We start from the raw sequence: 12,470 nt of genomic DNA, 5'->3' as shown, positions 1-12,470 counted from the left end.
GTCATGAGTCCCAGATCGCGCCGTACGCGGGGATGCCGCGCCGCTCCAGACCGTGGACGACCTGCCAGGTCAGCTTCTTGTTGGAGATGCAGATGACGGCTTCGGCACCGAAGTCGCGGTACGCGGTGTACGCGAGCCGCACCATGTCCGGTTTGCCGTGCCGCGAGGTGTCCCAGACCAGGGCGTCCGGCTGGACGGCGAGGATCTCGTCGACCAGGTCGTCGCCGTAGGTCCTGCGGGGATCACGCGTCGCCCATACGAGCCGGGACGGCACCTCGGCGGCCAGCAGATGCGGCAGACAGGGGCCGATACCGCTGCCGGTGGCCACGTAGATCACCTTGCTGAACAGGGTCTCGATGTTGGCGACCCCGGCCGTGGTGATGCCCTTGACCCAGACCTTCGGGGGCGCGTCGTCGATGAAGGATCCCGTCCAGTCGCCCGCACGGGAGATGGTCAGCCGGAAGCCGGGTTCGCCGGGTGAGGGCACGTTGGCGAAGGAGTGCCACTCGGTGAGCGGGTTGCGGCTGATGGCGGTGGAGGAACCCGCGAACGGGGTCACGCCGTAGTCGAACCGGGCCAGCGCCACATGCGGGGAGGGCTTCTCGATCCGTACGTCCACCTTGCGCAGTCGCAGCCAGGGCAGCGCGACGCTGAAGGTCACCACGGCCAGCACCCCGAGGGCGACCGGCCCCTGCCCGCCCAGCAGGGTGTGCGTCCAGAACAGGACGAGGGCACTCCAGCCGCCGAAGCGGTGGATCTTCTCGAAGCGGTCGTGGAAGCGGGAGCGGAAGGCGGGCAGGGCGGTGGCGACGATGACGGCGAGCAGGGCGACAAGTGTCCAACTGACGGCCATCAGGGGCCTGTTGGTGCCCTCGACGGTCGCCGTGACCGTCCCGGCGAGGAACCACGCCACTCCGGCCAGCGCCCCGCCCACGTGCAGTCCCCCGAAGTGGTACACCTTGCCGAGCGTCCACCGAGCCTTCAACGGCCAGCTCGTCGGAGCCCAGGTCGCCAGGCGGAAGAAGAGGTTGATGACGTATTGCTGCCGTACGACCACCGCGAGGGCGAGGTTCCCGAGCGCCGCGTGGCCGACGGCTTCCGCGTTCGGTGGCCACACCACCGCCAGGAGGACCGCGTTGGCCAGTATCACCAGGGCCGCCAGACGGTTGTAGTGCATCAGGAGGGGGTGTTTGAGGAGGCGACGGGGCGCGGACGTGAGCGGAGGGAGCTCGGCGAGAGCCGCCGCAGGGGCGGGAGGAGCGGGAGGGGCGGGACGGTCCGTGTGCGAGGACGAGGTCTCCACCGGCGATGTCATCGGATCGCCCCCTCTCGCGGCGCCGGCACCCGTAGCAGGGATGTCTCCTCGCCGTGCGCCGGCACCACTCGCGCGGCGTGCCGTGCGGCCTCCTCCCGCTCCGCCGCCAGCCGCAGCAGAGCCGCCCGGTCGACCTTGCCCCGGTCCGTCTCCGGCAGCGCGGCCACCGGGAGGACCGTGGCCGGCACGCAGTAGTACGGCAGGACGTCGGCCACCGCGCGCCGGGCCGTGTCCGGGTCGACGTCGGCCGGGCAGACGAAGGAGATCAGGCTGCGGGCGTCCCGCCGGAGTGTGACGGCGCGGGAGCAGCCCGCCACCGACTCCAGCACGGAGGAGACGGAGTCGAGTTCCACGCGGAAGCCACGGACCTTGACCTGGTCGTCGGTACGGCCCAGATGTTCGAGTTGGCCGTCCGGTGTCCAGCGGCCGAGGTCGCGGGTGCGGAACATACGGCGCCCGCCGCCGAGGAAGGGGTCGGGGGCGTACCGCTCGGTGTTCAGCGCCTCGTTGTTCAGATAGCCCGCCGATACGCAGTCGCCCCCGGCCCACATCTCGCCGACCTCCCCGATGGGCAGCGCACGCCGGTGCTCGTCGAGGACGTACACCGTGTTGTTGGGGGTGGGGCGACCGATCGTGAGCAGTGCGTCGTCCACGTGGTGGTGGCGCATCGTGTTGACGATCGTCGTCTCCGTGGGCCCGCAGCAGTTGTGGAAGGCGGACCGCCGGGCCCAGGCGTCCGCGAGCGGGCGCGGGCACGGCTCGCCCGCGACCGCCACCGTCCGTACGTGGCGGCAGTCCGCCGGGTCGATCCCGGACAGCACCGTCGGTGTCGCGATCAGCACGTCCGCCGTGCGGGCCGCGGCCGCGACGTCCTTGCCGCGGACGACGAGCGTGCCGCCGTGGGCGAGACAGCCGAGGATCTCCCAGGCGGCCATGTCGAAGGCGATGTTGAGGAGCTGGGCGACCCGGTCACCGGGGCGGATGCCCAGGTCACCGGGTGCGGTGAGCAGGATGTTCGCGACGTTGCGGTGGGTGACCTTCACCCCGTTGGGCTTGCCGGTCGTGCCGGAGGTGAACAGCACGTAGCACCCGTCGTCGGGGCGCAGGGGCCGCTCCAGACGGACCGGGCCCTGTGGGGAGGGTCCGGCGGGACCGTCGTCGTCGAGCGTGATCAGCCGGTGTCCCGTCCCGGCCGGAGGCACCCGCAGCGTGTGCTCCGACTGAGTGAGGACGATCCGGGTTCCGGCGGTGCGGATGACGTGCCGCAGCTGGGCGGCGGGGGTGAGGCCGATGTCCTGCGGGACGTACGCGGCACCGGCCTTCAGCGTGCCGAGCAGTCCGACGAGCATCGGGATGGAGCGGCGTACGAACAGGCCGACGTGGTCGCCCGGCCGTACGCCCTCCCGTACGAGTCTGGCCGCGAGCCGGTCGGCACGACGGTTCAGCTCGCCGTACGTGATCGTCGTGCCCTGGTGCTCGGCGGCGACGGTGTGCGGCGCGGCGGCGGCCCGCCGTTCGACGGCGTGGTGGACGAGGGGATCGGGGACGGGGACTTCGGGACCGTGGCCGAACTGCCGGAACAGGACCCTGTCTCGGGGTGACAGATGGCTCAGGGGCATGCTTCACAGACCTCCTGGCTGTGTGGGGAGAAGATGCCTCGGGCTACTGAACGCTGACGTGCCTCGATCTGTGGATCAGTCGAGCATCGTGCGGAGGTGCAGAGCGGCAGCACCGACATGCGGTGGCGGCTCCAGCATCTTCAACGTTCAACCTGGTCTGCGTCACCGACAAAACCAGTCACATGGCTGGACTCACGGCACACGGGCAGCTTCCGCACGCCACGTGACAGGAGTCCCACGTCCCCGTCGGCGGTCAGGTGGTGGGCACGATCCGCCACTGCTGGCAGTTGTTGTTCAGCCAGGTCCACTGGCGGACGTCGGTCCCGTTGGCGGTGCCGCAGTTCGCGACGTCGGCGACCTTGCCGCTGTTCTCGTTCACGATCCGTACGTGGTCACCGGTGGCCGTGTACACCAGGCGGAACTTCTGGCAGTTGTTGTTCAGCCAGGACCACTGGCGGATGTCCGTGCCGTCGGCCGTGCCGCAACTCGCGGTGTCCATCACCTTGTTGGTCGCGACGTTCACCAGCCGGTTGGTGTCGTTGCCCAGGTCCTCGATCCGCCACTTCTGGTTGGCGCCGCCGTTGCAGGTCCACTGCATGATGTTGGTGCCGTCGGCGGTGTTGCCGCTCGCCACGTCCAGGCACTTGCCGCTGTTGCGGTTCACGAGCGTGTACGCGGTCGGGGTGGCCGCCGTCTCTCCGGACGGGCCCGGCAGGGTGGTGCCGAGAGCCACGGGAGTGCCGAAGTTCGGTGTGCCGTCGGCGTTCCAGGTGAACTTCTGTGCCCTGGTGGTGCGTTCGTTGCCGCAGCGGTCGGTGGTGGAGTCGTTGGCGTGGTAGACGATCCAGTTCTCGGTGCCGTCGGGAGAGGTGAAGAAGCCGTTGTGCCCGGGGCCGTAGACGCTCGCCGCGTCGTCGCGGCGGAAGACCGGTGTCGGCTTCTTCGTCCACGCGGCGGGGTCCAACGGGTCGCTGCCGGTCAGTTCCAGCTGGCCGAGCTGGTAGTCGGGGGTGTCGCAGGCGCTCGCGGCGTAGATGAGGAAGGTGCGGCCGTCGTGCTGCAGGGCTTCCGGACCTTCGTTGATGGCCGCCTTGTGGATCTCCCAGCTGAGGGTCGGCGTGGAGATGACCGTCCAGTTCCCGCTCACGGTGTACGGGTTGGTCATCGGGGCGATGACCAGACCGGGCGGCGTGCTGCTGTTCGTTCTTCCGCTGCCGACCAGGTAGTTCTGGCCGTTCACCCGCAGAACGCTCGCGTCGATCAGCCAGTCGGTCGGGTACAGGTTGGGACCCTTGATCATCGACTTGTACGTGTACGGGCCCATGGGGTCCGTACCGGCGCTCTCCAGGACATGCGTCCGCTGGGTGCCGGTGGCCCCGCAGCACGGGGTGCCGCTCTGCCCGGCGCTGTAGTACAGGTACCAGTGGCCGTCCGAGAAGTGGATCTCCGGGGCCCAGATGTTGGAGTTGCGGCTGGGTGTGGTGTCCGACCAGATCTGGACGCTGGGGGCGGTGGCGAGACCGGCGAGGGTCGGCGATTTGCGCATGCCCAGGACACCGGTGAACGTCGTCGTGACGAGGTAGTAGTTGCCGTCGTAGTACTCCAGCCAGGGATCGGCACCCTTCACCGATTTGAGCGGGTTCGTGTAGGGGCGGCCGTCCACCGCGGACGCGGGGCCTTGTGCGCAGGCCAGCGCCATGAGCAGGGCCACAGCGCCGGTCAGCCACAACCTGAGATGGCGGAGGATCACGGTACTTCCTTTCCGGGTTTCACCGTGTCGGACGTCGACAAGGGGATGCCGGCGCCTCGAGGAGAGAGCGCCGGCATCCCTTTCGGAGGTCGGGTCAGTCAGTTCGTCACGCGGAAGGTGGCGTCGGCGCGCCCTGTCGCGGTGGTGATCGGGTCGAGCTTCAGGTAGTAGGCGTAGTGGCGGATGTAGCGGTCGGGGTGGTTGTAGGACTGGAAGGAGGACCAGGTGGAGTCGGCGAGGCCGGCGACCTGGCGGAAGGTGGCGTCCGCGGCGAACTGGGCGGTGCCGTCGTTGCGGACCAGCTGGAAGTCGTTGTTGACGTGCCGCAGGAAGTAGCCGCGGTAGTTCACCGACTCGAAGGAGACGGTGCCGGTGCCCGTGAGGCCGGGCCGGATGCGGAACTGGGCGTCGGGGCCGGTGATGTTCTGGTCGATGCGCACGTCGAAGTTGGCGTGCCGTACGTACCGGTCCTGGAAGTTGAACGACTGGAGCCGCTTGGCCGGGGTGTCGGTCCAGCGGGCGAGGACACGGGTGTCCTCGGCGGCCGTGAGGTTCAGGATCGAGCCGTGGCGCTTCTTGTTGACGCCCATGTTGTAGCTGCCCGCCGCCGGCAGCTGGTAGGTGCCGGGGACGGAGGGGTTGACCGAGGTGACCGGCATGTAACCGCGTCCGGAGGAGTACTGGTCGAGGTAGAGCGCCCACTCGTTGCGGTCGCGGAACTTCATCCACATCGGGCCCTCGACCTGGGCGCCGGTCAGGCCGATGCCGGAGAGGTTGCCGAGGTTGGTCCACGTGCCGAGGATCGAGTTGCTGCCTTCGATGGTGATCTGGCCGTCACCGGAGGCGCGCACGTAGCGGTAGTTGCCCACACCGGCCGGCATCTCGACGATCTGGGTGTCGATGAGTTCCTGGGTACCGGGGCGGTCGATGTAGACCTGCGGGGTGGTGATGGTGCGGAAGTCGCTGGTGCGGGCGTAGTAGATGCGGTGCTTCGCCTTGCCGTTGAGAGGCACGTTCGTCGCCCAGTACAGGACGTAGTCGTTCGTCTCGGGGTCCCAGATCGCCTCGGGCGCCCAGGCGTTGCGCGCGTCGGGGATCGAGCCGGCGACGTTGAGCAGCCACGGCTCCGACCAGTTGATCAGGTCCGTCGACTCCCACACGACCAGGTTGTGGCTGCCGTTGAACACGGCGGCCTCCCAGTTCTGCCCGCAGCTGATGCACAGGTCGGTGGCGATGATCCAGTACTTGCTGCCGTCGGGGGACCGCACGAGTGCGGGGTCGCGCACGCCCTTGGTGCCGACCGTGGAGCGCAGGGCTACTCCGCCGCCGTTGAGATCGGTCCAGTTCAGACCGTCCGTGCTGTACGAGAAGTAGATCTGCTGGCCGTTCGAGCCCTCCCCGATGAAGTGCGTCATCAGGTAGCCGGGCTCGGCGGCGGCCGCCCGGTCCGGTGTGATCAGGGCTTGGGAGGTGAAGAGCAGGCTGACGGCGACCAGTACCGCCGCCAGCCGGGATATGAGCGTACGCATCTGCGTTTCCTGTCTCGAGGTCAGTTGGTCACGCGGAAGGTGGCGTCGGCGCGTGCCGTCGTGGTGCTGATGGGGTCGAGGCGGAGCTGGTAGGCGTAGTGGCGGATGTAGCGGTCGGGGTGGTTGTAGGACTGGAAGGAGGACCAGGTGGCGTCGGCGAGGCCGGCGACCTGGCGGAAGGTGGCGTCGGCCGCGAACTGGGCGGAGCCGTCGTTGCGGACCAGCTGGAAGTCGTAGTTGGCGTGGCGCAGGAAGTAGCCGGGGTTGTTCACCGACTCGAAGGAGACGGTGCCGGTGCCGGCGAGACCGGGCCGGATCCGGAACTTGGCGTCGTCGCTGGTGATGTTCTGGTCGATGCGCACGTCGAAGTTGGCGTGCCGTACGTACCGGTCCTGGAAGTTGAAGGACTGGAGCCGCTTGGCGGGGGTGTTGACGTACCGGGCGAGGACCCGGGCTTCCTCGGCGGCGGTGAGGGTCATGATCGAGCCGTGGCGCTTCTTGTTGACGCCCAGGCTGAAGCTGCCCGATGCCGGGAGCTGGTAGGTGCCGACCGCGGAGGGGTTGACCGTGGTGACCGGCATGTACCCGCCGCGGGAGGCGTACTGGTCGAGATACAGGGTCCACTCGTTGCGGTCGCGGAACTTCATCCACATCGGGCCCTCGACCTGGGCGCCGGTCAGGCCGATGCCGGAGAGGTTGCCGAGGTTGGTCCAGGTGCCGAGGATCGAGTTGCTGCCTTCGATGGTGATCTGGCCGTCACCGGAGGCGCGCACGTAGCGGTAGTCGCCGACGCCGGCCGGGACTTCGACGATCTGGGTGTCGATGAGTTCCTGGGTACCGGGGCGGTCGATGTAGATCTGCGGGGTGGTGATGGTGCGGAAGTCGCTGGTGCGGGCGTAGAAGATGCGGTGCTTCGTCTTGCCGTCGAGGGGCACGTTCGTCGCCCAGTACAGGACGTAGTCGTTGGTCTCGGGGTCCCAGATCGCCTCGGGGGCCCAGGCGTTGCGCCCGTCGGGGATGGCGCCGGCGACGTTGAGCAGCCACGGCTCCGACCAGCTGACCAGGTCCGTCGACTCCCAGACCACGATGCTGCGGCTGCCGTTGTTGATGGATCCGTCCACGGTCGAGCCGCAGCCCCAGCACAGGTCGGTGGCGATGATCCAGTACTTGCTGCCGTCAGGGGACCGCACCAGTGCGGGGTCGCGCACGCCCTTGGTGCCGACCGTGGAGCGCAGGATCGGCGCTCCGCCGTTGAGGTCGTTCCAGTGGAGGCCGTCCGCGCTGTGCGCGAGGTACATCTGCTGACCGGCAGACCCCTCCCCGGTGAAGTGCAGCATCAGGTAGCCCGGGTCGGCGGCGGCCGCCCGCTGCGGTGCGGCCAAGGACTGGGAGGTGAAGAAGAGGCCGACGGCGAGGAATATCGCCGCGAGCCGGGTGAGGAGTCTTGCCATGTGCGTTTCCTGTCTTCGTCGCCGGTGCGGGGACGGATCGGGAGGCGGTGTCGGACGAAGGCCCACGGGGAGCCCGTGGCGGAGGCGTGTGCGTTGTCCGAGCGGGGCCGGGCACGCGGTCGAGGCGACGGCGACGCACTTGCCGTTGTTGACGGGGTCTGCCGAACCAGTTGTTCGGAATGTCGGACATCGTTCGTGAAGTCGGCCAAAAGTTAGAGTGAGGTAAAAGTGGGTGTCAAGAGGCGTGAAGTTTGTGAAAAGTCCTCGGGGCGGGTCCGTACTGAAGGAGACGCACCGGCGCGCCGTGGATAACGGAAAAGCCGCGACGGGCGAGGAAGCGCGGCGGCACCGGAGAGGCGGCCCACGCGAAGCCCGCGGACGCGCTCCTGGCAAACTGTCGCCCTCCACACATCGGCAAAGGCGACGGGACGGTGGGGCGGGGTGCGCTCCCAGAACAGGCAGGAACGGCTGGACGTCGCCGTCGTCATGGCGGCGCGGGCCGGGGACCGGCAGGCGTCGGAACAGCTGGTACGGGATTTCCTGCCGTTGGTATACAACATCGTCGGGCGGGCGCTGGACGGGCACAGCGACGTCGACGACGTGGTCCAGGAGACGATGGTGCGGGTCCTGGACGGGTTGCCCGGGCTGGAGCGGCCGGATCGTTTCCGGTCCTGGCTCGTCGCCATCACCGTGCGACAGATCCGTGACCGGTGGCGCAGGGGGCGCACCGGGCTCGCCGCGGAACCCCTGGAGGAGAGCGCCCACGAAGCGGACCCGCAGGCCGACTTCGCCGACCTGACGCTTCTCCGGCTCGCGCTGTCGGGCCAGCGGCGTGAAGCGGTGGAGGCGACCCGCTGGCTGGACGACGAGGAACGTGAACTGCTCTCGCTGTGGTGGTTGGAGAGCGCCGGTGAACTGACCCGCGGCGAACTCTCGGAGGCATGCGGCCTCACCCCGCAGCACGCCGCGGTCCGGGTCCAGCGGGTCAAGGAACGGCTGGAGACCGCGCGCACCGTCGTACGGGCCGTGACGGCCTCGCCGCGCTGCCCGGACCTGGCCGCCGTGCTCGCCTCGTGGGACGGGCGGCCGTCCGGGCTGTGGCGCAAGCGGCTGGCACGCCATGTCCGCGACTGTCCGCAGTGCCTGTCGAACTCGTCCGACCTGATACCGGCGGAAGGGCTGCTGGCCGGTCTCGCGCTGGTGCCGGTGCCGGCCGGCCTGACCGGCCTGGTACTGGCCAGGACGCTGGAGGCGGGCTCGGCCGGGGGGACCGTCGGCGCGAGTGCGGGTTCGAGCGCGGGCACGGGCGGGGGCGCGGCTTCGGGCGCGGGCACGGGCGGGGGCGCGGGTTCGGGCGCGGGCACGAGCGCGGGTTCGGGCGCGGGCGCGGCCGCACACACGGCGGGCGGTGCGAGCCACATGGCGCGGGCGCTCGGCGGGCTGGCCGCCAAGCCCGCGGTCGCGGCAGCCGCGGGTGCCGTCGCCCTCGCGGTGGCCGGGGTGGCCGGGGTGGCCTGGTATGCCGCCGGGGGATCGCACGAGCCGGCCCCGCGGCCCGCCGTGGCGGCGCCGTCACCGCCCGCCGCCTCGTCCGTGCCGTCGTCCTCCTCGAAGACGTCCGCCTCACGGACACCGGCACCGACCACCACACCGACCAAGGCGCCGACCGCGACGCCGACGGCGACCCGGGCCACGGCCGCCGAGGCGCGGATCTCGGGGCCGCACGCCCTGCGGTCGGTCGACAGCCCCGGCGACTACGTGAGCCAGTCCGGCCGACTCGGCGTCATGGGCCCGGTCGGCGCGGACAGCTCCGCGGCCACCCGGCAGGCGGCCACCTTCACCTTCGTCACCGGCCTGGCCGACCCCCGCTGCTACTCCCTCAGGGATGCCACGGGCAGGTATCTGCGGCACTACGCCTTCCGCGTGCGGCTGGACACGGACGACGAATCCGCCATCTTCCGGAAGGACGCCACCTTCTGCCCCCGCAGCGGTTCCATGGCCGGTTCGGTCTCCCTGGAGTCGTACAACTACCCCGGCCGCTACCTCCGCCACCGGGACAACGGCCAGCTCTGGATCGACCCCTCCCAGGACACGGCCTCCTACCGGGCCAGCCGTTCCTTCGTCCTCGTGGCGCCCTGGACCTGACGCCGAACGGCCCTGACCCCGAAGAAAGTTGTTCGACGTATCGGACATTGTTCGTAAAGTGTTGACGCTCCCTCGCGGTTCACTTCACACTCACGCAACGCGATGTCATACGGGCGGCACGTCACCACCTCGGTCGAGGTGCACGGGCCCCCTCCTCAAGCATGTCTTCATCACGGGATGTGAACCCATGCACAGCGTGAGACCTCAGGGCCGCGGGAGATTCCGGGCCGGTGCTCTGGCCGCCGTGGCCGCCGCCTCGCTCCTGGTGGGCGTCGCCGGCCCGGCGGCCCCCGCCCAGGCGGCGGAGATCACCGACGGCCTGGCTCTCTGGTACAAACTCGACGCCACCTCGGGTGCCGTGGCGGCGGACTCCTCGGGCAACGGCAGGGACGGCACCGTCAACGGCACCGCGAGCTGGTCGGGTTCCGGGGAAGGGCTCACGTTCAACGGCTCCGACACCTACATCAAGGTGCCGGACAACATCATGAGCGGCATGAACTCGATCACCGTCTCGATGGACGTGCAGATCGACGCCAACCAGGCCACGCCGTACTTCCTCTACGGCTTCGGCAACACCAGCAACGGCGCCGGCAACGGGTACCTGTTCACCACCGGCAACACCTTCCGGACCGCCATCGCCTCCGGGGGCTTCTCCACCGAGCAGAACACCCGGACCTCCGCCGCGCTGCCGCGCTCGGTCTGGAAGAACGTGACCTACACGCAGACCGGCACCACGGGCATCCTCTACCAGGACGGCGTGGAGGTGGCCCGCAACTCGTCGGTCACCCTCACCCCCGGCTCCATCGGATCGGGCATCACCACGGCCAACTACATAGGCAAGTCGCTCTACAGCGGTGACAAGCTCTTCAAGGGCAAGATGCGCGACTTCCGGGTCTACAACCGCGCGCTGGCGCCCGGCGAGGTCTTCGACATCAGCGGGAACACCACGGCCATCGCCGAGGCCACCCACCCCTCGCTGAAGATCGACGCCATCATCGACGACGCCAACAGCAAGATCACGCTGCCGATGAAGGAGGGCACGGACCTCACCGCGCTCGCCCCGCAGTTCACCCTCGTCCAGGGCGCGTCCATCAGCCCGGCCTCCGGCACCCCACGTGACTTCACCAGCCCGGTGACGTACGAGGTGACCGGCTCCGACGGCGCCAAGCGCACCTGGACGGTGGAGGCGCTGGTGATGAGGAGCCCGGTCCTGCCGGGGCTCACCGCCGACCCGAACATCGTCCGCTTCGGCGACACGTACTACATCTACCCGACCACCGACGGGTTCGCGAACTGGAGCGCTACGCAGTTCAAGGCGTACTCCTCCAAGGACCTGGTCCACTGGACGGACCATGGCGTCATCCTCGACCTCGGCCCCGACATCGGCTGGACCAACAGCCGTGCCTGGGCGCCGACGATGACCGCGAAGAACGGGAAGTACTACTTCTACTACTCCGCCGACGGGAACATCGGCGTCGCGGTCTCCGACTCGCCCACCGGCCAGTTCAAGGACCCGCTGGGCAAGCCGCTGATCGCCCGCGGCACCTACTCCGGCCAGATGATCGACCCGGCGGTCTTCACCGACGACGACGGCCAGTCCTACCTCTACTTCGCCAACGGCCAGGCGTACGTGGTTCCCCTGAACGACGACATGGTCTCCTTCGACGCCTCCAAGGTCACCAACATCACCCCCAGCGGCTACCGGGAGGGCTCCTTCGTCGTCAAGCGCAAGGGCACCTACTACTTCATGTGGTCGGAGAACGACACACGTGACGAGAACTACCGGGTCGCCTACGCCACCGGCTCCTCGCCCACCGGTCCCTGGACCAAGCGGGGCGTGATCCTGGAGAAGGACCTCTCGCTCGGTATCAAGGGCCCCGGCCACCACTCCGTGGTGCAGGTGCCGGGCACCGACGACTGGTACATCGCCTACCACCGCTTCGCCATCCCCGGCGGAGACGGCACCCACCGCGAAACCACCATCGACAAGCTGGAGTTCGACGCCGACGGCCTGATCAAGAAGGTCGTCCCCACCCTCGGCGGCATCGAGCCGGTCACCGGCGGCACCGCGCTGCCGGTGCACACCACCCGCTCGCTCCAGTCGGTCAACTTCCCCGGCCGCTACGCCGTCGTACGCTCCGACAGCCTCGGCTACCTCGACCCGGTGACGTCGTCCAGCACCACGGCGGTCAAGCAGAGCGCCACCTTCACGATCGTCCCCGGCCTGGCCGACGGGAACTGCTACTCGTTCCGTGACGCGTCCGGCCGCTATCTGCGCCACAAGGACCTCCGTGTCCGCGCCGACGCGAGCAACGGCACGACGCTCTTCAACAAGGACGCCACCTTCTGCGCCCGGCCGGGCTCGGCCACCGGTTCGGTCAGCCTGGAGGCGTACAACTACCCCGGCCGCTACCTCCGCCACTACAACTACGAGCTGCGCGTCGATCCCTTCCAGGACACCACCACGTTCCGCGCCGACAGCTCCTTCAAGGCGGTCAGCCCCTGGGCGTGACGGTTCGCCGCACAGCCGGGCCACGATCCGCGTCGGCCGCAACCACCTGCGAGGTTGCGGCCGACGCGCCGTGCGCCGGGCCCACAGCCGTCTGCCGGGCACATGGAGGCTCCGCCCGCGGAAGGGGTTCCGCGGGTCGCGTCGGCCTG

Annotated in this window: 6 protein-coding genes and 1 pseudogene; 2 read left to right on the top strand and 5 right to left on the bottom strand. The window is 69.3% G+C overall.

The genetic code is table 11. The features are described from left to right. Window position 1: 1 nt before the first annotated feature. The 5 genes from ACZ4Z2_RS34100 to ACZ4Z2_RS34080 all read right to left on the bottom strand — a co-directional run bounded on the left by ACZ4Z2_RS34100 (window position 2) and on the right by ACZ4Z2_RS34080 (window position 7,664). The gene (locus ACZ4Z2_RS34100) at window positions 2-1,315 is read right to left on the bottom strand and encodes a ferredoxin reductase domain-containing protein (protein ID WP_468081357.1); all 1,314 of its coding nucleotides are present in this window, start codon (window positions 1,313-1,315) and stop codon (window positions 2-4) included. Beyond that, complete coding sequence (locus ACZ4Z2_RS34095) at window positions 1,312-2,934, bottom strand: amino acid adenylation domain-containing protein (protein ID WP_468081355.1); 1,623 nt, start codon at window positions 2,932-2,934, stop codon at window positions 1,312-1,314. Before ACZ4Z2_RS34095 ends, ACZ4Z2_RS34100 begins: the two co-directional genes overlap by 4 nt. Window positions 2,935-3,187: 253 nt before the next feature. Beyond that, complete coding sequence (locus ACZ4Z2_RS34090; protein ID WP_468081396.1) at window positions 3,188-4,633, bottom strand: family 43 glycosylhydrolase; 1,446 nt, start codon at window positions 4,631-4,633, stop codon at window positions 3,188-3,190. Window positions 4,634-4,782: 149 nt separating this feature from the next. After that, a complete protein-coding gene (locus ACZ4Z2_RS34085) occupies window positions 4,783-6,213 on the bottom strand; it encodes a glycoside hydrolase family 43 protein (RefSeq protein WP_468081353.1) in 1,431 nt (476 codons plus the stop codon). 20 nt (window positions 6,214-6,233) lie between these two features. Further along, entirely contained in the window at window positions 6,234-7,664 is a 1,431-nt protein-coding gene (locus ACZ4Z2_RS34080) for a glycoside hydrolase family 43 protein (protein WP_468081351.1), read from the bottom strand. A gap of 441 nt (window positions 7,665-8,105) precedes the next feature. Between ACZ4Z2_RS34080 and ACZ4Z2_RS34075 the strand changes: the two genes are divergently transcribed. Both ACZ4Z2_RS34075 and ACZ4Z2_RS34070 read left to right on the top strand, forming a co-directional pair. Next, window positions 8,106-9,809 carry a sigma-70 family RNA polymerase sigma factor gene (locus ACZ4Z2_RS34075; RefSeq protein ID WP_468081349.1) on the top strand — a complete coding sequence of 568 codons (1,704 nt, stop codon included), beginning with the start codon at window positions 8,106-8,108 and terminating at the stop codon, window positions 9,807-9,809. Window positions 9,810-10,038: 229 nt separating this feature from the next. After that, window positions 10,039-12,321, top strand: a pseudogene (locus tag ACZ4Z2_RS34070) (family 43 glycosylhydrolase); the annotation flags it as partial. Window positions 12,322-12,470 lie beyond the last annotated feature (149 nt).

Source organism: Streptomyces sp. NPDC030183 (assembly GCF_055573455.1).
The sequence above is the reverse complement of the archived record's forward strand: the minus strand, read 5'-3'. Positions and strand labels throughout refer to the sequence as shown.

Bases quoted from the DNA above. Each gene is read 5' to 3' on its own strand.
- ACZ4Z2_RS34100 (WP_468081357.1), bottom strand. From the start codon at position 1,315: ATGACATCGCCGGTGGAGACCTCGTCCTCGCACACGGACCGTCCCGCC.
- ACZ4Z2_RS34095 (WP_468081355.1), bottom strand. From the start codon at position 2,934: ATGCCCCTGAGCCATCTGTCACCCCGAGACAGGGTCCTGTTCCGGCAG.
- ACZ4Z2_RS34090 (WP_468081396.1), bottom strand. From the start codon at position 4,633: ATGGCGCTGGCCTGCGCACAAGGCCCCGCGTCCGCGGTGGACGGCCGC.
- ACZ4Z2_RS34085 (WP_468081353.1), bottom strand. From the start codon at position 6,213: ATGCGTACGCTCATATCCCGGCTGGCGGCGGTACTGGTCGCCGTCAGC.
- ACZ4Z2_RS34080 (WP_468081351.1), bottom strand. From the start codon at position 7,664: ATGGCAAGACTCCTCACCCGGCTCGCGGCGATATTCCTCGCCGTCGGC.